We start from the raw sequence: 20,018 nt of genomic DNA, 5'->3' as shown, positions 1-20,018 counted from the left end.
AGGGCGGGGAGCCGGGGCCGCGCCCGCCCCTACCCCTCCTCCGGAAGCACCACCACATCGTCCGCCGCGAACCGAACCCCCACCGCCACGCCCTCCCCCGGCGCGTCCCGCAACGCACACTCCGCCTCCAACCGCGGCGCCCCCGCCGGCTGCAACAGCAGCGCGACATGGTTGCCACGGAAGGTGCGGGCCGTCACCGTGCACGGCAGCCCGTCCGCCACCGGCACCTGCCGGACACCCGCCGGCCGCACCAGCAGCCGGCACGCGCCCTGCGGCGAACCGGCCGGCACGGGGATCTTGCCCCACACCGTGTCGGCCGCCTCACCGGTCACCGTGGCCGGGACGACATTGTCGAAGCCCAGGAAGCGGGCGACGAATTCGGACGCGGGCCGCTGCCAGACCTCCAGCGGCGTACCGGTCTGGGCGATCCGCCCGTCCCGCATCACCACCACCCGGTCGGCCAGCGCGAACGCCTCGCCCTGATCGTGCGTGACGGCCAGCACGGTCGTACCGAGCAGCCCGAAGAGGCGGCGCAGCTCGACGACCAGGCGCTCGCGCAGCGTCCGGTCGAGCTGGCCCAGCGGCTCGTCGAGCATCAGCAGCTTCGGCTGCGGAGCCAGCGCCCGCGCGAGGGCGACCCGCTGCTGCTCACCGCCGGACAGCGTGGTGATCGCCCGGCGCTGCGCCCCCGGCAGCCCCACCAGATCCAGCAGTTCGTCGACCCGGCGCACCTGCTCGGCCCGCGCCGTCCCGCGCATCCGCAGGCCGAAGGCGACATTGCCGCCGACGTCCCGCTGCGGAAAGAGCTGGTGGTCCTGGAACATCAGGCCGACCCCACGCCGGTGCACGGGCACCCCACCCTGGTCACTCCCGTCGAGCAGCACCCTCCCGGCGTCGGCGGGCTGCAGTCCCGCGACGACCCGCAGCAGCGTGGACTTGCCACTGCCGCTCGGCCCGAGCACACAGACGATCTCTCGGTCGTCGACCTCCAGATCCACCGATTCGAGCGCCGCACGCTTCCCGAACCGCACGCTCACACCGTCCAGCCGCAACATCAGAACTCCCCCGACCGGTCGGTACGGATACGTTCGAGCACCAGCAGGGACACCGCGCACACCACCATCAGAATCGTGCTCAGGGCCATCGCCTGCCCGTAGTTGAGGTCACCGGCCCGTCCGAGGAGCCGCGCCACGGCCACCGGAAGGGTCGGGTTGTCGGGCCGCGCGATGAAAACGGTCGCCCCGAACTCGCCTAGCGACACGGCGAACGCGAACCCGGCGGCGACGAGCAGCGCCCGCCGCACCATCGGCAGGTCGACCTCCCGCCAGGCCCGCAGCGGCGAGGCCCCGAGCACCGCGGCCGCCTCGCGCAGCCGGCCGTCGACGGCCCTCAGGACGGGCAGCATCGTCCGTACGACGAAGGGCACCCCCACCAGCGCCTGGGCGAGCGGCACCAGGATCCAGGTCGTCCGCAGGTCGAGCGGCGGCTTGTTGAGCGTGATCAGGAAGCCGAAGCCGACCGTCACGGCGGAGACGCCGAGCGGCAGCATCAGCAGCGCGTCGAAGCCGCGCACGAGCCGGCCGGCCCGCCGGGTCAGCGCGGCGGCGGCGAGACCGCCGACGAGCAGCGCGATGGCCGTGGCCACCAGGGCGTACTGCAGGGAATTCCACACCGCCTCCAGCGGCGGCACCAGGAACGTCCCGTTGCTGCCCCCCGCCGACTGGAGCGCGCGGTAGTACATGAAGCCGTACCCGTCGGGTCCGTCGAAGGACCGCGCGACGAGCACCCCGATCGGCAGCAGGATCAGCGCCAGCACGGTGACCAGCACCCCGCCGAGCAGCGACCACTGCCCCGCGCCCCGCGGCCCGCGCGAGGTCTGCGCCGCGTCGACCAGCTTCAGGGCGCTCTCCCGGCGGCGTACCGTCCACGCGTGCAGGGCGAGGATCGCACCCACCGCCGCGAACTGCACCAGCGTCAGGACCGCCGCCGTAGGCAGGTCGAGCAGCTGCGCGGTCTGCCGGTAGATCTCCACCTCCAGGGTGGAGTAGGCGGGCCCGCCCAGGATCTGAACGACACCGAACGAGGTGAAGGTGAAGAGGAAGACCATCAGCGCGGCGGCGGCCACGGCGGGCACCAGCGCCGGCAGCGTCACCCGCCGCCAGGCCGCGAGGCGCCCGGCACCGAGTACCCGCGCGGCCTCTTCCTGGCGCGGGTCGAGCTGCGCCCAGAGGCCCCCCACGGTGCGTACCACCACGGCGTAGTTGAAGAAGACGTGCGCGAGGAGAATCGCCCACACCGTGGAGTCGAGCCGTACGCCCCACAGCTCGTCCAGCAGCCCGCCGCGTCCCAGCATCGCCAGGAACGCGGTCCCGACGACCACCGTCGGCAGCACGAACGGCACGGTCACCACCGCGCGCAGCACCTGCTTGCCGGGGAAGTCGAGACGGGCGAAGACGTAGGCCGCGGGAAGCGCGATCAGCAGGGTCAGCACGGTCGAGGCGATCGCCTGCCAGGTGGTGAACCACAGGACATCCAGGATGTCCGGGTCGGTCAGCACCTCACCGATCCGGCCGAACTGCCAACTGCCGTCCGCCTTGAGCCCGCGGCCGACGATCGCGACCACGGGGTACGCGAAGAAGAGCGCGAAGAACACGACAGGTCCGGCCATCAGGCCGAGCCGCACGGCGTTCCCGCGCAGCCCCGGCCCGATGCCCTTCTCGACGCCCTCGCCTGATCCGGGCGTGACGCCCTTGCCTACTTCAGGACGAGCGAGGACCACGACTTGACCCACTGCTCACGGTTGTCGGCGATCTTGTCCGGAGCCACGGTCCGCGGCTTGTCGATCACCGCGCCGAACTTCGTGAACAGCTCGGGCAGCTTCGCGTCCTTCACCACCGGGTTCACGAACATGTTCAGCGGCATGTCCTCCTGGAACTGCTTGCCGACCAGGAAGTCCAGCAGCGCCTTGCCGCCCGCCTCGTTCTTCGCGCCGCTCAGCAGGCCCGCGAACTCGGTCTGCCGGAAGCAGGTGCCGGTCGCGACGCCGGTCGGCGCCTCCTTGGGCTGCGGCTTCGCGTAGAGCACCTCGACGGGCGGGCTGGAGGCGTACGAGACGACGAGCGGCCGGTCGCCCTTGGTCTTCTTGCCGCCGGCCGAGCCGGAGAACTCCTCGTTGTACGCCTGCTCCCAGCTGTCGACGACCTTCACGCCGTTGTCCTTGAGCTGCTTCCAGTAGTCCTGCCAGCCGTCGTCGCCGTACTGCGCGGTCGTACCGAGGAGGAAGCCGAGGCCGGGCGAGGAGTTCTCGGCATTCTCGGTGACCAGCAGGTTCTTGTACGCGGGCTTCGCGAGATCGTCGAAGCTCTTCGGCGGCGCGAGCTTCTTGTCCCCGAAGTACTTCTTGTCGTAGTTGACGCAGATGTCGCCGGTGTCGATGGGCGTGACCCGGTGCTCCGCCTTGTCGAGCTGCAGGCCGTCCGGGACCCTGTCCAGCCCCTTGGCCTCGTACGACGTGAACAGATCGTTGTCCAGGGCCCGCGAGAGGAGGGTGTTGTCGACGCCGAAGAAGACGTCGCCGCGCGGGGAGCCCTTCGTCAGGATCTCCTGGTTGAGGGCCGAGCCCGCGTCACCGCTCTTGAGGACCTGGACCTTGTAGCCGGTCTCTTTGGTGAACGCCTTCAGCACCGACTCGGAGGCGTTGAACGAGTCGTGACTGACGAGCGTCACGGTCTTGGACTTCGAGCCGCCGGACGACTTCGCGGAGTCGTCGGACCCGCCGCCGCAGGCCGCCAGCGTCGAGACGCCCAGCGTTGCGGCCAGGGCGCTGAGTGCGAACTTCTTGATGGTGCTCACTGAATTCCTCCTGGATGACCAGGAAGAGACGCGGCCCTGCCCGCACAGAATGCGGGCAGGACGCTACAGCTCGAGTAGTGACCGAACTTCCTACCTGGAATGACCCGGGCAAGGTTCAGAGGGTCTGCGGCGATGCCGCACTCTCAGCGCTGTGGCGCTCCCCTGTCGGAATATGTAAATGTCCGACCCACGTTACACGGGCCTTATCGCTCCGAAGCCGCCAGCTGTCCGCACGCTCCGTCGATCTCCTGGCCACGAGTGTCCCGCACGGTCACGGGCACGCCGTGGGCCGCGATCGCCGCGACGAAGGCCTTCTCGTCCTCGGGCCTGGACGCGGTCCACTTCGACCCGGGCGTCGGGTTGAGCGGGATCAGGTTGACATGCACCGGCTTGTTCTTGAGGAGCCGACCGAGCAGGTCACCACGCCAGGCCTGGTCGTTGATGTCGCGAATCAGCGCATACTCGATGGAGATACGACGGCCGGACTTCGCCTCGTGCTCCCACGCGGCGTCCAGCACCTCGCGCACGTTCCACTTGGTGTTGACCGGTACCAGGGTGTCGCGCAGCTCGTCGTCCGGGGCGTGCAGCGACACCGCGAGGCGGCACTTGAAGCCCTCGTCGGCGAAGCGCAGCATCGCCGGCACCAGACCCACGGTGGACACGGTGATCCCGCGCTGCGAGAGGCCGAGCCCGTCGGGCTCCGGGTCGGTCAGCCGACGGATCGCGCCCACGACCCGGTTGTAGTTGGCGAGCGGCTCGCCCATGCCCATGAAGACGATGTTGGACAGCCTGGCGGGCCCACCGGGGACCTCGCCGTCGCGCAGCGCGCGCATGCCGTCCACGATCTGGTGCACGATCTCGGCGGTCGACAGGTTGCGGTCGAGACCGGCCTGACCCGTCGCACAGAACGGGCAGTTCATGCCGCACCCGGCCTGCGAGGAGATGCACATGGTCACCCGGTCCGGGTAGCGCATCAACACGGACTCGACGAGCGTGCCGTCGTGCAGCTTCCACAGCGTCTTGCGGGTGGTGTCGTCGTCGCAGCTGACGTGCCGCAACACATTCATCAGGTCGGGCAGCAGAGCCGCCTGAAGCTTCTCGCGCGACCCGGCCGGGATGTCGGTCCACTGCTCCGGGTCGTGCGCGTACCGCGCGAAGTAGTGTTGCGACAGCTGCGTGGCACGAAACGGCTTCTCACCGACCGCGGCCACGGCCTCTCGGCGCTCGGCGGGCGTGAGGTCGGCGAGATGCCGCGGGGGCTTCTTGGCTCCGCGGGGCGCGACAAAAGTAAGTTCTCCGGGTACAGGCATGGTTCATCCAGTGTCGCAGACATACGGAAAGGGGTTCGCCGCCCTGTGGACGACGAACCCCAAGTGCCAACAAGCCACTGAACGCGCAGGTCAGCCCATTCCCACGAAGAGGACGAACAGAAGCCAGACCACCGGAGCGGTCGGCAGCAGCGAGTCGAGGCGGTCCATTATGCCGCCGTGGCCGGGCAGCAGCGTGCCCATGTCCTTGATCCCGAGATCTCTCTTGATCATGGACTCGCCGAGGTCGCCCAACGTCGCGCTCACGGCGACCGCGAAGCCCAGCACCAGACCCTGCCACCACGTCCCGTCGTGGACCACGAACTGCATCAGCAGCGCGCCCGCCCCCATCGCGAAGACGACCGCGCCCAGGAGCCCTTCCCTGGTCTTGCCGGGACTGATGCGCGGCGCGAGCTTGTGCGTGCCGAAGCGCCAGCCCACGGCGTACGCACCGGTGTCACTGACCACCGTGAGGAGCAGGAAGGTGAGTACCCGCTGCGCTCCGTCGTCGGCCGTCAGCATCAGCGCGACGAAAGTGGCCAGGAACGGCACGTAGAACGCGGCGAAGACACCCGCCGTGACGTCCTTGAGGTAGCCGGCGGGCGGTTCGGTCATCCGCCAGACGAGCACCGCGAGTGCGGTGAGCGCCATGGCTACCCACGCACCCTCCGCGCCCCGCACATACCCGGCGACGACCATGGCCGCACCGCCGACCGCGAGAGGCACCAGGGGGGCCTTGATTCCCTTGCGCTCGTCGAGCCGGGAGGTCAGCTCCCACAGCCCGACGACAACGGCGACCACGATGACGCCGACAAAAGCGGCTTTCCAGATGAAGAGGGACGCGATGACCACCGCACCCAGTCCCCCACCCACGCCTATGGCGGCGCGCAGATCACGGCCCGCACGCTTCTTCTGCGCGGGCGGCGGCTGGGGGACGTGCATGGGCTCCTGCGGCTTCTCGTCGCGGAAGGGGGGACCACTCGGCGGAGCGGCCCCCCGGTCGCGGTCGTCGTCGCGACCTTCAGCGTCTCTGCCTGTCTCGGGCACGATGGGCATGGGGCGAGTCTGCTCGGCCTGATGCGCATCGTATGCGGGACCCGCCGGGACGGGTCCCTGCTCGGACGGGTCCCACGCGCCGGCGTAACCGCCTCTCGGCGGGGCCCCCCAGGAAGAGTCGTTCATCAGATTTCGAGCAGCTCGGCTTCCTTGTGCTTGAGCAGCTCGTCGACCTGTGCCGCGTACTTCGCGGTGGTGTCGTCGAGCTCCTTCTCCGCACGGCGGACCTCGTCCTCGCCGGACTCCTTGTCCTTGACGAGCTTGTCGAGGGTCTCCTTGGCCTTGCGACGGATCGCACGGATGGAGATCTTGGAGTCCTCGGCCTTGGTCTTGGCGACCTTGATGTACTCCTTGCGACGGTCCTGGGTCAACTCAGGGAACGTCACTCGGATGATGTTGCCGTCGTTGCTCGGGTTGACGCCCAGGTCGGAGTCCCGGATCGCCTGCTCGATGTTGCGCAGCGCGCTCTTGTCGAACGGGGTCACCACGGCCATCCGCGGCTCGGGCACCGAGAACGAGGCAAGCTGGTTGATCGGCGTCAGCGCACCGTAGTAGTCGGCCACGATCTTGTTGAACATCGCCGGGTGCGCACGACCGGTGCGGATCGCGGCGAAGTCCTCCTTGGCCACCACGACGGCCTTCTCCATTTTCTCCTCGGCCTCGAGGAGGGTTTCTTCGATCACCAGTTGCTCCTGCATGTCTTGAGTGGGCCCCGCACTCGGGCCCGGCGTTAACCCGCGTCTTCTCCTGCACGGTGTCCGACCGGCAGGACATTGTCCATCCCCCGGTCAGGCCCGAGTGCCTTGCGCGTTCACGAGGGTGCCGATCTTCTCGCCCCTGACGGCGCGCGCGATATTGCCTTCCGAGAGCAGCTCGAAGACAAGGATCGGAAGCGCGTTGTCACGGCACAGTGTGACGGCGGTGGCATCCGCGACCTTGAGGTCGCGAGTGATCACCTCGCTGTACTCCAGCGCGTCGAACTTCACCGCGTCGGGGTTCTTCTTGGGGTCCGAGTCGTAGACCCCGTCCACGCCGTTCTTGCCCATGAGCAGCGCCTCGGCATCGATCTCCAGGGCGCGCTGAGCGGCGGTGGTATCGGTGGAGAAGTACGGCATGCCCATACCGGCGCCGAAGATGACGACGCGGCCCTTCTCCAGGTGACGTACGGCGCGCAGCGGAATGTACGGCTCCGCGACCTGTCCCATGGTGATGGCGGTCTGGACCCGGGAGTCGATGCCTTCCTTCTCCAGGAAGTCCTGGAGGGCGAGGCAGTTCATGACCGTACCGAGCATGCCCATGTAGTCGGAGCGCGCCCGGTCCATACCGCGCTGCTGCAGCTCGGCGCCGCGGAAGAAATTGCCACCGCCGATGACGATGGCGATCTCGGCCCCGTCGCGTACGACCGCGGCGATCTCCCGCGCGATGGCGTGCACGACGTCCGGGTCGACACCGAGCCCCCCACCGCCGGCGAACGCCTCACCGGACAGCTTCAGCATGAAGCGGCCGGCCTTCTTGCCGTTCTTGTCGTCGGCCTTGCTGTCGGCAGACTGATTGGCGTCCGCGCCCTGTTTCATGGAGATCTCCTCGTGCACATACGAAGAAGGCCATTGCCGGTGGGTCCTTGCGGGTCCCTGTGCGGCAATGGCCTCCTCGTCAGATCTGCGATCGTCCGGCGCTTCGGCCGAGCGAATGCCGTCAGGCATACGCGGACGACTGCACCAAACCCTATCGGGGTCTTGGGTAGATCGCGGTACGGCTGGGGTTGTCAGCCGCCGACGCGGATGCGCGTGAAGCGCTTCAGCGTGACACCGGCCTCGTCCAGAACCTTCTGGACAGACTTCTTGTTGTCCTTGGCGAACGCCTGCTCCAGCACGACGATGTCCTTGAAGAAGCCGTTGACACGGCCTTCGACGATCTTCGGCAGGGCGGCCTCGGGCTTGCCCTCCTCGCGGGAGGTGGCCTCGGCGACGCGGCGCTCGTTCTCGACGACGTCCGCGGGGACCTCGTCGCGGTTCAGGTACTTCGGCGAGAACGCGGTGATGTGCTGAGCAACATCCTTCGCGACCTCGGGGTTTTCCTTGTCCAGCTCGACCAGGACGCCGACCTGCGGCGGAAGGTCGGGCATGGTGCGGTGCATGTACGCAGCCACGTAACCGCCGGTGAACTGCGCGAAGCGGTCCAGGACGATCTTCTCGCCGAGGGTGGCGTTGGCCTCGTCGACGTACGCCTGAACGGTCTTGCCGGACTCGATCTCCGAGGCGAGCAGCGCCTCGATGTCCGCCGGGGACGTCTTGGCGACGTGGGCGGCGAGCGTGTTGGCGACGACCTGGAACTTGTCACCCTTGGCGACGAAGTCCGTCTCGCACTTCAGCTCGAGCAGGACGCCGGAGGTCTTGTCCTCGGAGATGAGGGAGACGACGGCGCCGTTCTCGGCAGAACGGCTCTCGCGCTTGGCGACGCCCTTCTGGCCCTTGACGCGAAGGAGCTCAACGGCCTTGTCGACGTTGCCGTCGGCCTCGTCGATCGCCCTCTTGCAGTCCATCATGCCGGCGCCGGTGAGCTCGCGGAGCTTCTTGACGTCCGCGGCGGTGTAGTTCGCCATGGTTGTAAATCTCTCTCGAAGTCGAAGCGAAGATCTACGGAGTGGACAGCGGGGGCGGGCGCCAGTAGTGGCACCCTCCCCCGCCGTCATCAGCCGTAGCGGAGGTGTCAGGCCTTGTCGGCCTCGGCGGCCGGAGCGGCAGCCTCGTCCTCGGCGACCGGGGCGGCAGCCTCGGTGACAACCTCAGCGGCAGTCTCGGCGGCGGCGGGGGCCTCGTCGGCCTCCTCCGCGTCGGCGACCTTCTCGGTCTCGGCGGAGGTCTGGACGTCGCCCTCGGCGGCCGGAGCGGCGTCGTCAGCCTTCTTGTCGCCCTCGAGCAGGTCGCGCTCCCACTCCGCGAGCGGCTCGCCGGCGGCCTTCTCGCCCGGCTTCTTGTCGCCCGTGGCGGCACCGGAACGGGCGATGAGGCCCTCGGCGACGGCGTCGGCGATCACGCGGGTGAGCAGGGTGACGGAGCGGATCGCGTCGTCGTTGCCCGGGATCTTGTAGTCGACCTCGTCGGGGTCACAGTTGGTGTCGAGGATCGCGACGACCGGGATGTGGAGCTTGCGCGCCTCACCGACGGCGATGTGCTCCTTCTTGGTGTCCACGATCCAGACGGCGCTGGGCACCTTGGACATCTCGCGGATACCGCCGAGGGTCTTCTCCAGCTTGATCTTCTCGCGGGAGAGAACCAGCAGCTCCTTCTTCGTGAGGCCCGATGCGGCCACATCGGCGAAGTCGATCTGCTCAAGCTCCTTCAGACGCTGAAGGCGCTTGTAGACGGTGGAGAAGTTCGTCAGCATGCCGCCGAGCCAACGCTGGTTGACGTAGGGCATGCCCACGCGCGTCGCCTGCTCGGCGATCGCTTCCTGCGCCTGCTTCTTGGTGCCGATGAACATGATCGAGCCACCGTGCGCGACCGTCTGCTTGACGAACTCGTAGGCGCGGTCGATGTACGACAGCGACTGCAGCAGGTCGATGATGTAGATGCCGTTGCGCTCCGTGAAGATGAATCGCTTCATCTTCGGGTTCCAACGACGGGTCTGGTGACCGAAGTGGACGCCGCTTTCCAGCAGCTCCCGCATCGTGACGACGGCCATGGCCGTACTCCTTGGGTTACTCGGTTGCCGCGACCGCAGGATTGCGGCCACGCCTGACGCCCCGATGCGCCGTGCCACGAGGGACCGAGCGGCGCGGCCACCGACCGCTGAGAGGGTGGGTGGCGGGGCGTGCGAAGTCGACCCGGTGACCCGGATCGCCATCAGAAGTGTACGGGACCCTGGCGGTGCCGGGTGACGGCGTTATACACAACCGACCGGTGGTCCACAGATCCGGTTCATGATCCCCGCGGAACGGTCCGGCGCGCGACGGTTTGTGCCATGCGACGACTGACTCCGCAGGCTCTGACCCTGCTGCCGATCCTGCTGACCCTGCTGCTCTGCGGGGCTTCACGGGCCTCGACCGGGGAGGCGCCGGGCCCGTTCCCGACCCCGGGCGGGGCTTCGGCCCAGGCTCCCAGGGCCCCGGCCGGGGCCCCGCTCCTCACACGGTCCGGTGGTGCGGCGGGGGCCACGGCCCATGGCCGGTCCGCTTTCCCGGTCGGGGCCCCGGCCCCTGCCCTGTCCGGTGCACCGGCCGGGGGCGAGCCCCCTGTTCCGCCCGGTGCTCCCGGCTTCCGGGCCCCGGCTCCGTCCGGTGCCGGGGACGCTTCCTGGCCGGTGGGCGACGGGCGTCCTCAGGTCCTGCGGGGCTGGGAGCCTCCCCCGTCTCCATACGCGGCCGGCCACCGGGGCGTGGATCTGGCCGCGGCGCCGGGCGCCCCCGTGCGGGCCGCGGTCGCGGGGCGGGTGACCTTCGCGGGCGGGGTCGCCGGTCGTGGGGTGCTGTCCATCGCCCTGTCCGGCACGGGCGACCCGCCCCTGCGGACGACGTACGAGCCGGTGCGCGCGGTGGTCTCCAAGGGGAACGAGGTCCGGGCCGGCCAGTTGGTGGCGACCGTGCAGGACGGCCCTTTCCACTGCCCGGTCGGCTGTCTGCACTGGGGGCTGCTCCGGGGCATGACATACCTGGACCCGCTGACGCTGCTCCCGCCCCAGCTGCTGCGCGGCGGCCCGCCGCGCCTGCTCCCGGTCTTCGGCGTCCCGGTCCCGCTGCCCACCGCGCCCGGTGGGGCGGCTCAGCCCCCGACGCCGCGCAGGGCCATCGCGACCGCGGTCTCCGCGATCACTCCGGGCTCCTCCGCCGCACCGAGCTCAATGCGCCGCACCGCCGCGTCGACCACGCCCTGCAGCATCATCGCCGCCAGCCGGGGCTGCTCGTGGCCCAGCTCGGCGAGTGCCTCCACGATCATGGTGACCAGACCGCCGTGCGCGGCGCGGATCTTCTCGCGGGCACCGGCGTCGAGCTCACTCGCGGAGATGGCGACGACGGCGCGGTGCCGCCGGTCACCGACCAGGTCCAGTTGGGAACGCACATACGCCTCGACCCTGCCCGCCGGGGTCGAGGCGCGCGCCATCGCGTTCTCGACCTCGGCGGCCCAGACCGGGAAGTCGACGGCGCACAGCTCCTCGACGACCGCGGCGCGCGACCGGAAGTACTCGTAGACGGACGACCGCGCGAGGCCCGTGCGCTCGGCGAGGGCGGGGAAGGTCAGCGCCTCCGTACCGCCTTCGGACAGCAGGGAGCGGGCGGCGTCGAGCAGGGCGCCGCGCTGCATGGTCCGGTGCTCGGCCACAGAGGCCGCTCGAATCCTTGGCACGGTCCCACTCTACGGATGAGGCGGCGCGATGACGACGGGACCGGTGAGGCATTCCGATTCGGCGCCCGCCGCAGCGCCCGGCGCCGTTGCTCGCGGTCAGCGCCCGGCGTCGGCCAGTTTCGCCCTGAGCTGCAGCACCGACTTGGTGTGGATCTGGCTGACCCGGCTCTCCGTGACGCCCAGCACATTGCCGATTTCGGCGAGGGTGAGGCCCTCGTAGTAGTAGAGCGTGACGACGGTCTTCTCGCGGTCGGGGAGCGTGTTGATGGCGCGCGCGAGCAACCGCCGCAGCTCCCGGCCCTCGGCGACCTCGACCGGATTGTCGGCGGCGGTGTCCTCAAGGGTGTCCATGATGCTCAGCCGGTCGCCACCCTCGCCCCCGACATGCAGCAGTTCCTCCAGGGCCACCACGTTGGCCAGGGACAACTGGCTGAATACCGCGTGCAGTTCCTCCAGGGCAACGCCCATCTCCGCGGCGACTTCGCTCTCCGAGGGGGTGCGGCGAAGCTGCGCCTCCAGCGTGGTGTAGGCGCGTTCGACGGCCCTGGCCTTCTGTCGTACCGAGCGCGGGATCCAGTCCAGGGCCCGCAGTTCGTCGATCATCGCGCCCCGGATGCGCGTGATCGCGTATGTCTCGAACTTGATGGACCGCTCGATGTCGAACTTCTCAATGGCGTCGATGAGCCCGAAGACCCCTGAGGAGACGAAGTCCGCCTGCTCGACGTTGGGCGGCAGCCCCACGCTCACCCGTCCCGCGACGTACTTCACCAGCGGTGAATAGTGCAGGATCAGCTGCTCCCGCAGCCGCTCGTCGCCCGTGGTCTTGTACGACCGCCACAACTCGTCGACCGACGAGGGTGCGGGGGGGCGCACTCTGCTGCGGGCAGCGGTCGGCACTGCCGCGCGGTCAGACCCGGAGGTGTGCTGGGGCATGCGTTGCCTTGAGCCGTTCTGCTGTGATGTGTGGGGGGGGATCTTGCGTCTGGGCGGGAATCCTCGTGAGCGTAGCGTGACTGAAGTGTCGCAGTGCGCGCAGGATATGAGATTGTCCTCCTCCGGATGAGCGCCGCGGACCGCCCTCCGGCGCCGGGAACGGCACCGCGAACGGCGGCCCCGGCGGCGCCTTCGCGGCGGCCATAAGGGCCATCTTCGTCACCCTTTCACCCGAATACCGCTGGTCAAGCACCGCCTCGCCGCTCGTTCGCATGGCGTGAGACGCCGGGAACCAACTGCCAGCCGTCCCCTTGCCGTTCGACGAACCCCAACGAGTGCAGCTCGTACAGCTTGCCGAGCGCGTCGTCGGGGGTGGTCCCGGCGCCGCGGGCGACGTCGCGCGCGTCGGCGCGGCCACGGGCCGGCAAGGCGTCGAGCACCTGGGCCGCGACGGGGCCGAGCAGGTCCCTGGGAAGCACCGGCCCCCGGCGCGCCGGGGCGAGATCGCCGATGCTTCCGACCAGCTCCACCACTTCCGCGGCGTCGGTGACCAGTACGCCCTCGCCCCGCAGCAGTTCGTGCACGCCTGCCGAGAGCCCGCTGGTGGCCGGGCCGGGCACTCCCATCGTGAAGCGGCCGAGCTTGTTCGCACTGCGCGCGGTGACCAGCGAACCGCTGCGGTACTCCGCCTCGACCACGACGGTGCCCCTGGTGAGCGCGGCGATCACCCGGTTCCTGAGGATGAACCGGCTGGGCGTCGGGTGACTGCCGGGCGCCAACTCCCCGATGACCAGGCCCTGTTCGGCAATGCGACCGATCAACTCCGCGTGGCCGCGCGGGTAGGCGACGTCAACGCCACAGGCCAGTACCGCCACGGTCGCCCCGCCCGCCGCCAGCACCCCGCGGTGGGCGGCGCCGTCGACCCCGAACGCGGCTCCGGAGACCACCACCCAGCCGCGCTCCGCAAGGCCGGTGGCCAGCGACGCAGCCATGTGCGCTCCGTAGGGTGTGCAGGCCCTGGCTCCGACGACGGCGACCGAGCGCAGCGCCCATATGCGCAGCTGGGGCCGCCCCCGGACCCACAGCCCGATCGGCCTGGCGTCGCCGAGGTCGTCGAGCTGTCGGGGCCATTCGTGGTCGTCCGGGCAGACGAAACGGCCTCCGACCGCGGCCACGGCCGCCAGGTCGCGTGCGGGCTCAGCCGCAGCCGCCCGCGCCTTGAAACCGCCGAGCCGATGCTCGCTCACCCCGGTCAGCGCCGCTCCTGGTGCCGCACCGGCACCTTCGGCCCCGCGCCCCCCTTCACTCCCGGTTCCCCGCCCTGTCCCACCGACATCCCCGGCCGCCGTGTGGCCCTGCGCGCGCCCCGGAGCCCAGCCCGGCTCCGGGCCCGGCACCTCGGTCCCGTCCGAGGTGAGCCTGCGCATCAGCTCCACCGCACCCAGCTCCCGCAGCCACCGCCCGCCAACCTCGTCCCCCGGTTCGATGACCCGGGTCAACGCCGCGCGAGCCAGCCGCTCGGCCTCCCACGCCGCCCCGCTCACCGCCCGCCACCGCCCCGGCAACCGCCCGCGAGCCGGCGTCCGGTCGATCCGACGCCGTGAGCGCCTTCGACCCGGCGCCCGCCTCCGACCCGGCGCCCGGACGATCCCCCCAGGGGACCGAAGGATGCGCCTCGGCATCCGGACGATCCGCACCGCGGCCTCATGAGTCGGCTCCGATCAGCTCCGCCGCGCCACGCGCGATCCCGGTACGAAGCTCCAGCGCCAGATCGACGTGCCGCGCGTCGGGCCGATCGCAGCCGGCCAGGTCCGCGACGGTCCAGGCGACGCGCAGCACCCGGTCGAGGCCACGTGCCGTCAGCAGCCCACGCTCCAAGTCGCGTTCGGCAGCGTCGAGAGCGCCGGGGGCGACCTGCCAGCGGGTACGCAATTCGTGACCCGGCACTTCGCTGTTGGTGGTCCACGGGGTGCCGTCCAGCCGCGCCGCCGCCCGCTCCCTCGCTTCGCGCACGCGCCCCGCGACCGTCTCCGTGGAATCGCCGCGCCCGCCCTGTCCCATCAGGTCGGCGCGCCGCACCGGCTCGACGCCGACCCGCAGATCCACCCGGTCGAGGAGGGGCCCCGACAGCCGTGCCTGGTATCTGCGGATCGCCGACGGCGGGCATTCGCAGCCCGCACCGTGCAGGGTGTGCCGGCCACAGGGGCACGGATTGGCCGCCAGGATCATCAGGAACCGCGCGGGCAACCGCACCACTCCGGCGCTGCGCGCCACCACCACGTGTCCCGATTCGAGCGGCTGACGCAGCGAGTCCAGGGCCCGGCCGCTGAATTCCGGCGCCTCGCCGTCATTAGGAGGCGCGAAAGCGTCAACGTCGCCCCTGACCTGCGGCAACACGTCGCGTATGTGTCCGTGACGTTCAGCGGTGCTGTTGTTCATAGTTCAGCCCCTTCGGCCCCTGGTGCGGGGTGAGGTCGGATCAGAAGGACGCGGGTGCCAGCAGGTCGACGGTGTGCCCAAGCTCCCGGGGGTCGATGAACACCCTGGAGTCGATGTAGCGGGTGCAGGTCTCGTGCCACCTGTCGCTCTGCTGCTCGGCCCAGACCACGGGACGGCGGCAGATCACGAAGGAGTCGGCGCCGGGGTCCTGCTGGATGACGATCAGCGCGGGCTCACCGGTGGTCTTCTCGGCGTGGACATCGACGAAGGGAAGGTGCCGCATGTCGCCGTCCCAGCGGACGGCCGGTGCGGCATCGGCCAAGGCGAAAGTCGTCGCGAGGAGCCAGGCGGCCTTCTCGGGTCGAATGTCGTCGGCCAACCAGGAGGTCAGGGGCAAAACGCAGTCCTCGTCGCCAGCGGCGAGGGGGTCGAGGGGGTCGTTGAGGTGATAGACGAACACGGCAAGTCCTTCACTGCTGAGCACCGGCCGGGACGGCCTGCTGGAGTTCGAGGAGTTGGACTTCGAGGTCGGCGATGCGTTTGTCGGAGAAGCGCAGGTTGGTGCGGGCTCCTTCGAGACGCTCCTGGAGCTTTCGGTGCTCCTGCGTCACCTGCTGCAGGCGGCGCTTGAGGGTGGTGTTCTCGGTGGTCAGGTGCTGGACGGACTCGCCGGGGACCGTCTGGTCGATGTCACGGAGCTGGCCCATGAGGTCGCCAATCCGCTGCCGTTGGACCAGGACCTCGCTCTGGGTTCGGGTGAGTTCAGCCTCGGCGTTCAGGGCTCGCTCGCGCCAGGACGCCTCGATCTGCTCGTGCTTCTCGCCGGTGCGCCGGTCGTGGCGGCTCTTGCTGTCGACGACGGCCTGCTGGACGAGTGCGCGGGCGTCCGCGTTCTCGTAGAGGAAGGTGGCGGACACGTCCGCCCGGTCGGCGATCGCCCGCACTCCGAGCCGGCCGCGTTCGCGGCGGAGCTGGGCGATGGCCTTCTCGACGCGGGTGAGTTTGTCCTGGGTCTGTTGGCGTCTGGCAGCGATGGCCGCCGCGGTCTGGCCGGGTCCGGAGCTCACGGAGCCACCTCGCCCTCGTCGTCCGGCCGGGCCGCGTCGACGACCGTGATCGCGCCACTCTCGACGTACTCGAATGCCGCGGTGGTGTCCGCGTGGATGTAGTGCTCGCTCGACTCGACGGGGATGTGTCCCAGCTGCTGGCGGGCGAAGGTCTGCAGTTGGCGGTCGGTAGTGGTCATGACAGTTCCTCGTTGTCGTCGGTGGTGTACTCGTCGTCGAACTCGGTGTCGCCGTGGTCTTCGTGCTGGGCGAGTTCGTTGGCGCGGAAGGCGGTGGCCCAGACGCGGCCGAAGTAGTCCTGGGGGCGTCGCAGGTCCAGAGCGAGGGCTTCATCGAGAAGACCGACGGCGGCCAGGGCCTTCTCCAGGCCGTCGATCGCGCGGGCGGTGGGGTCGAAGAGCTGGTGGAGGTAGTCGGTGACCTCGGGGTTGCCGGCGCGTTCGGCGAGCATCCGCCAGTGCTCGCGCTTGCGATGCCAGTAGACGAGGTCGGCGCCGGACATCACGAACTTCTCGCAGTTGTGGCAGTCCAGCTTCCAGGGGCAGGCGCCGCCGTCGACCACGACCTGGAAGGTGCAGAAGCCGCCTTCGGCCGGGGTGGACTTGCGGGTGAGGTCGATCATCATCGCCTCGGCCTGCTCAGGGCTCATCGGTTCGCCGCCGGACAACACCACGCCCGGTTCGATGGCGCCGGGGCCGGTGACCCAGATCGCGTTGAGGGCGTCCTCGAGTTTCCGGTCGGTGTTGGCGAGGTGGACGTAGTGCTCGGCCATCGCCTCGGAGACCTGCCCGAGGTAGCGCTTGACGTGGGAGAGGTTCGCCCCGGCCTTCAGCAGGTTGGTGGCCAGGGAGTGCCGGGCCTGGTGGGTGACGACGTGGATGTCGGTGAGCGAGTCGATCCAGTCCCGGAACTGGCGGTTGAACCAGCCGTAGCTGATGCCCTTGATGTGGTTCCGGTTGGAGTTCCGTGCCGGGAACAGGGCGATCTTCCGTCGTTCCTCACCCGTCGGGACGCGGCCTTCGCGTTCCAGGAACCGGTCGATGGTGCGGGCCTGGCGGGCCTTGAGCCGCTCGTAGAGTCGCTCCGAGATGCGGATCGCCTCGTCGTAGTTGCCGACCTTCGTCGCGTCGTACCAAAACATCGGCAAGCCACCGAGCCGGCCGATGCACTCCAGCCGCAGATCCAGCACCTCGCAGCAGCGACGGCCGGTGATGACCAGGCCCTCCCAGATGTCCCGCAGACCCCGATCCTCGGTGTCCTGGGCATCCAGAGCCTGCAGGTTGGTCTCGTTCGCGACCGCCTGGGCAACATCGTCGGGGAACGGACGGCGTCGGCCTTTGACCCTCTTGCCCGCGGGAATGGCCAGGACGAAGGCCCGGTCCAGACCGAGGCGTTCGAGGTCCCCGTCCATCAACGCCTTGTGCAGGATGCGGCGGACGCCGTCGAAGTAGCCAGCGACCATCCCCGGGGTCACCGGGTCGTTGTCCTGGCCGCGGCGACGGCTCGCTGCCAGCGGGCGGATCCCGTGCTTGGCCCGGTGCCGCTGGTCGGCGACGAAGTCGACCATGTGACGACCCTCGAGGAGACGCGGGTCGTGACCGCCCTCTGGGCCCTGGATCTCCAGGAACGCGCTGAGCTCTGCAGCTCCGCGCCGTACCAAGTCGAAAGGCTGCGTGCTGCGGGGCGGGTCGGTCAGCAACCGGTGGGACATCTGGTCCCAGACCAGATCACGAAGCCACCGCTGCGAGATGTTCGTCAGGTCGACCTGCCCGCGGTGCCTGGCGAACTTGACGCCGAAGTGCTCGGTCTCGATGTAGCCGGCGTCCTTGGTGTCCTCGCGGGTGAAGTAGATCAGCCGCAGCATGCGGAGCATCAACTTGGCGACTAGCGCCGGGAAGTTCCTCATCTGGTTGAAGTCGAGGTCGGCCAGCGAGTTGACCTTCAAGTTGCGGCAGTCGTCGGCGACGTACTGGATCCAGGGCAGCGGCCAGTGCCCGGCCTCGACCGTCATCTGGGTGCGCTGGAACATGCACCACTGGATCTCGGCCTTCACCAGAGGACTCAGCCCGAGAAGGGACACCTTGCCGTCCATGCGGTGGCACGGGTCCGCTTCCTTGCACCAGTTCCGGAACGCGAGTTCGTCGTCGTAGAGCACCGGGATCGGCTTGTCCCGGTCGGCCAGCCACCGGCCCCACTGGTGCGGCAGCCGTGCCCTGCCCGGAGAGCTGTCCTTGCGATAGCGGCGGAGGTGACGCTGACACAGCCCCACCGGGTTCTCCGCAAGGTTCGCGCAGGCCAGCACCCGGCACTCCCCGAAGGGCACGAACGGCTGCTGCTTCGCAAGGAACGTCTCGTAGTCCGGCTCCCCGGGCAGCCCCTTCCGATGCTTCCAGACTCCCTTGGCGGCCCGCCATCGCTGGGTGTGCACGAAGCACAACGGCGAGGAGGCCCAGGCCGGGATGTCCGGGCAGATCGTGCAGTCCTCGGGCTGGTAGTGAGAGACCGGCTTCAGTGGCTCGGCGCTCCGCATGAAGTCGCCCAGCAGCACGCCGGCCTTTCGCTGGCCGCGCCACTCGATCTCGTGAACCGCGCAGAGCGACCGGCACGGCTCCTGAGCCCGCTCACACTGCGGGACCGCGCAGATCCACCCGTAAGCCTCGTGCTCCTCCGGGATACGGATTACGTCCTGGCGGAACAGCGCGGTGTCGAAGCCAGGGGCCTGCATCAGCGCCTGGAGGATCTCCAGGCGGTCGCCGGTGGTCCGGCTCGGCTGATCAGGAGTGATGACCGGCAGCAGCTTGCGGACGGACTCGCTCACGACTCCTCACCCCAGACCGCCTTCAGCGCGGAGGTGAACTCCGGGGAGTGCATGTCGGGGTGCCCGTAGACCTCGTCGACGGTCGTGACCGACGCCCAGTTGCCGGCCTCCTTGGCCACCCAGGGGTCGTTGTTCGTGACGTCGAGGATCTTGTTGGTGGTCGTGTGCCGGAACGCGTGCGGCTTGATACGACCAGGCAGATCAGCCCGGCGCCCGGCCCGCCGCAGCATCCCGCGGGCCGCGTCTGGCGTCCACGGCTCGCCGATCCTCGGCCCGGACAGCTGGATCAGGAGCATGCCGTGCCCCGTCGCGTACTTCGCGTACTCGGTCGTCATGTACTTGAAGTAGGAGCTGACCATGGCCGGGCTCACCCGGTAGATCTCACCGCCGGTGATCACGTCGTCGGCCATTTTCCAGTCCTCCTTCTTCTTCGCCTTGGCTCGGTTGGGGTTGGTCTGCCGGTGACAGACGTGGACGTGCGGGCTCTTGCACTCGCCGCAGGCCGCGTTCTCGCGCAGATGCAGGTCGACCAGGTGCAGGCCGGTCAGGCCGCCGATCCGCAGGGTCGTGTCGGACAGCCAGGTCACGACCATCTCGTCGCGGGCGGTGTTCACCGCTCCCATCAACTCCGGCCGGGCATCATCCGGCAGCATCTTCGGGTGCCGCCGGCGGGTGCCTTGCCGCGGCGCCAGCGGATTCGACGGCATCGAGGTCTTCATGTGTCCCAGGAAGGACCTGTTGCGGTCCGCCTTGGTGGGCAGACGATCGACGTCCAACGCCTCGCGCAGCTCGTCGTTGATGCCCCGCTTCACGCACTGGTGCAGGTAGAAGCCCTTCAGCACGGTCGCCGAGATCGACAGCGCCGACTTGCCGTACGGGCGCTTCTGCGGCACCCGCCACGGCATCCCGTACGGCATCGGCACCTGCGCGCCCACCGCACCCTGGTAGCGGTGGAGGTCCATGATCTTGATCGTCTCCGTGGTCAGGCCCTCGCGAATGCGCCACCGAAGGTGGTCAACGAGGTAGTAGGCGTAGGTCTCCTGGGAGCCCGAGCCCTCGTAGACGCGCAGATAGCTCTCCGACTCCTCATCGAGCGAGCAGTCGGGGCAGACGATCCCGAACGACCAGCTGCCGTCCATCCGTCTGATCTTCTGCACCCGCAGGTCTTTCAGCACCAACGTGCTTCGCACCAGGCATTCCTTCC

General features: G+C 69.4%; 17 protein-coding genes and 2 pseudogenes. 1 reads left to right on the top strand and 18 read right to left on the bottom strand.

Features of this window, described 5'->3' with window-relative positions:
• Nucleotides 1-29 precede the first annotated feature (29 nt).
• The 9 genes from ACLLJJ_RS30150 to rpsB all read right to left on the bottom strand — a co-directional run bounded on the left by ACLLJJ_RS30150 (nt 30) and on the right by rpsB (nt 9,899).
• On the bottom strand, nt 30-1,055 hold the full coding sequence (locus ACLLJJ_RS30150) for an ABC transporter ATP-binding protein (RefSeq protein ID WP_434597174.1): 1,026 nt from the start codon (nt 1,053-1,055) through the stop codon (nt 30-32).
• On the bottom strand, nt 1,055-2,668 hold the full coding sequence (locus ACLLJJ_RS30145; protein WP_434600565.1) for an ABC transporter permease: 1,614 nt from the start codon (nt 2,666-2,668) through the stop codon (nt 1,055-1,057). Before ACLLJJ_RS30145 ends, ACLLJJ_RS30150 begins: the two co-directional genes overlap by 1 nt.
• An 86-nt stretch (nt 2,669-2,754) precedes the next feature.
• Complete coding sequence (locus ACLLJJ_RS30140) at nt 2,755-3,852, bottom strand: thiamine ABC transporter substrate-binding protein (protein WP_434597172.1); 1,098 nt, start codon at nt 3,850-3,852, stop codon at nt 2,755-2,757.
• Between the two features lie 203 nt (nt 3,853-4,055).
• The gene (rlmN, locus tag ACLLJJ_RS30135; protein WP_434597170.1) at nt 4,056-5,162 is read right to left on the bottom strand and encodes a 23S rRNA (adenine(2503)-C(2))-methyltransferase RlmN; all 1,107 of its coding nucleotides are present in this window, start codon (nt 5,160-5,162) and stop codon (nt 4,056-4,058) included.
• A gap of 90 nt (nt 5,163-5,252) precedes the next feature.
• The gene (locus ACLLJJ_RS30130) at nt 5,253-6,341 is read right to left on the bottom strand and encodes a phosphatidate cytidylyltransferase (protein ID WP_434597168.1); all 1,089 of its coding nucleotides are present in this window, start codon (nt 6,339-6,341) and stop codon (nt 5,253-5,255) included.
• The gene (frr, locus tag ACLLJJ_RS30125) at nt 6,341-6,898 is read right to left on the bottom strand and encodes a ribosome recycling factor (protein ID WP_434600564.1); all 558 of its coding nucleotides are present in this window, start codon (nt 6,896-6,898) and stop codon (nt 6,341-6,343) included. The genes ACLLJJ_RS30130 and frr overlap by 1 nt, the downstream gene beginning before the upstream one ends.
• Nucleotides 6,899-7,003: 105 nt before the next feature.
• Nucleotides 7,004-7,789 (bottom strand): UMP kinase, encoded by a 786-nt coding sequence (gene pyrH / locus ACLLJJ_RS30120; protein ID WP_434597165.1) that lies wholly within the window; start codon nt 7,787-7,789, stop codon nt 7,004-7,006.
• Between the two features lie 191 nt (nt 7,790-7,980).
• Entirely contained in the window at nt 7,981-8,817 is an 837-nt protein-coding gene (gene tsf / locus ACLLJJ_RS30115) for a translation elongation factor Ts (protein ID WP_434597162.1), read from the bottom strand.
• Nucleotides 8,818-8,924: 107 nt separating this feature from the next.
• The gene (rpsB, locus tag ACLLJJ_RS30110; protein WP_283515803.1) at nt 8,925-9,899 is read right to left on the bottom strand and encodes a 30S ribosomal protein S2; all 975 of its coding nucleotides are present in this window, start codon (nt 9,897-9,899) and stop codon (nt 8,925-8,927) included.
• A 279-nt stretch (nt 9,900-10,178) separates the two neighbouring features.
• Between rpsB and ACLLJJ_RS30105 the strand changes: the two are divergent.
• Nucleotides 10,179-10,814, top strand: a pseudogene (locus ACLLJJ_RS30105) (peptidoglycan DD-metalloendopeptidase family protein); the annotation flags it as partial.
• A gap of 161 nt (nt 10,815-10,975) precedes the next feature.
• Here ACLLJJ_RS30105 and ACLLJJ_RS30100 read toward each other — a convergent pair.
• The 9 genes and pseudogenes from ACLLJJ_RS30100 to ACLLJJ_RS30060 all read right to left on the bottom strand — a co-directional run bounded on the left by ACLLJJ_RS30100 (nt 10,976) and on the right by ACLLJJ_RS30060 (nt 20,004).
• Entirely contained in the window at nt 10,976-11,533 is a 558-nt protein-coding gene (locus ACLLJJ_RS30100; protein WP_434600563.1) for a TetR/AcrR family transcriptional regulator, read from the bottom strand.
• A 120-nt stretch (nt 11,534-11,653) separates the two neighbouring features.
• A complete protein-coding gene (whiG, locus tag ACLLJJ_RS30095) occupies nt 11,654-12,490 on the bottom strand; it encodes an RNA polymerase sigma factor WhiG (RefSeq protein ID WP_283515802.1) in 837 nt (278 codons plus the stop codon).
• Between the two features lie 245 nt (nt 12,491-12,735).
• Entirely contained in the window at nt 12,736-14,034 is a 1,299-nt protein-coding gene (dprA, locus tag ACLLJJ_RS30090; RefSeq protein ID WP_434597159.1) for a DNA-processing protein DprA, read from the bottom strand.
• A 160-nt stretch (nt 14,035-14,194) separates the two neighbouring features.
• A pseudogene (locus tag ACLLJJ_RS30085) lies at nt 14,195-14,833 on the bottom strand (ATP-binding protein); the annotation flags it as partial.
• 136 nt (nt 14,834-14,969) lie between these two features.
• Nucleotides 14,970-15,389 (bottom strand): hypothetical protein, encoded by a 420-nt coding sequence (locus tag ACLLJJ_RS30080; protein WP_434597157.1) that lies wholly within the window; start codon nt 15,387-15,389, stop codon nt 14,970-14,972.
• Between the two features lie 10 nt (nt 15,390-15,399).
• Nucleotides 15,400-15,996, bottom strand: coding sequence for a hypothetical protein (locus ACLLJJ_RS30075; RefSeq protein WP_434597155.1), 597 nt, complete (start codon nt 15,994-15,996; stop codon nt 15,400-15,402).
• On the bottom strand, nt 15,993-16,175 hold the full coding sequence (locus ACLLJJ_RS30070) for a hypothetical protein (protein WP_434597154.1): 183 nt from the start codon (nt 16,173-16,175) through the stop codon (nt 15,993-15,995). The genes ACLLJJ_RS30075 and ACLLJJ_RS30070 overlap by 4 nt, the downstream gene beginning before the upstream one ends.
• Entirely contained in the window at nt 16,172-18,814 is a 2,643-nt protein-coding gene (locus ACLLJJ_RS30065; protein ID WP_434597153.1) for a tyrosine-type recombinase/integrase, read from the bottom strand. The genes ACLLJJ_RS30070 and ACLLJJ_RS30065 overlap by 4 nt, the downstream gene beginning before the upstream one ends.
• Nucleotides 18,811-20,004, bottom strand: a complete 1,194-nt coding sequence (locus ACLLJJ_RS30060; RefSeq protein WP_434597151.1) for a tyrosine-type recombinase/integrase — start codon at nt 20,002-20,004, stop codon at nt 18,811-18,813. The genes ACLLJJ_RS30065 and ACLLJJ_RS30060 overlap by 4 nt, the downstream gene beginning before the upstream one ends.
• Nucleotides 20,005-20,018: the final 14 nt, after the last annotated feature.

This window comes from Streptomyces sp. A5-4, from assembly GCF_051131715.1.
In the GTDB taxonomy this organism is placed as follows: domain Bacteria; phylum Actinomycetota; class Actinomycetes; order Streptomycetales; family Streptomycetaceae; genus Streptomyces.
Note: the sequence above shows the minus strand (reverse complement) of the source record. Positions and strands in the feature narration are given on the sequence as shown.

What these genes read in the sequence shown, in the direction of transcription:
- ACLLJJ_RS30150 (WP_434597174.1), bottom strand. Translation starts at nt 1,055, where the DNA reads ATGTTGCGGCTGGACGGTGTGAGCGTGCGGTTCGGGAAGCGTGCGGCG.
- ACLLJJ_RS30145 (WP_434600565.1), bottom strand. Translation starts at nt 2,668, where the DNA reads ATGGCCGGACCTGTCGTGTTCTTCGCGCTCTTCTTCGCGTACCCCGTG.
- rlmN (WP_434597170.1), bottom strand. Translation starts at nt 5,162, where the DNA reads ATGCCTGTACCCGGAGAACTTACTTTTGTCGCGCCCCGCGGAGCCAAG.
- ACLLJJ_RS30130 (WP_434597168.1), bottom strand. Translation starts at nt 6,341, where the DNA reads ATGAACGACTCTTCCTGGGGGGCCCCGCCGAGAGGCGGTTACGCCGGC.
- pyrH (WP_434597165.1), bottom strand. Translation starts at nt 7,789, where the DNA reads ATGAAACAGGGCGCGGACGCCAATCAGTCTGCCGACAGCAAGGCCGAC.
- tsf (WP_434597162.1), bottom strand. Translation starts at nt 8,817, where the DNA reads ATGGCGAACTACACCGCCGCGGACGTCAAGAAGCTCCGCGAGCTCACC.
- rpsB (WP_283515803.1), bottom strand. Translation starts at nt 9,899, where the DNA reads ATGGCCGTCGTCACGATGCGGGAGCTGCTGGAAAGCGGCGTCCACTTC.
- whiG (WP_283515802.1), bottom strand. Translation starts at nt 12,490, where the DNA reads ATGCCCCAGCACACCTCCGGGTCTGACCGCGCGGCAGTGCCGACCGCT.
- ACLLJJ_RS30070 (WP_434597154.1), bottom strand. Translation starts at nt 16,175, where the DNA reads ATGACCACTACCGACCGCCAACTGCAGACCTTCGCCCGCCAGCAGCTG.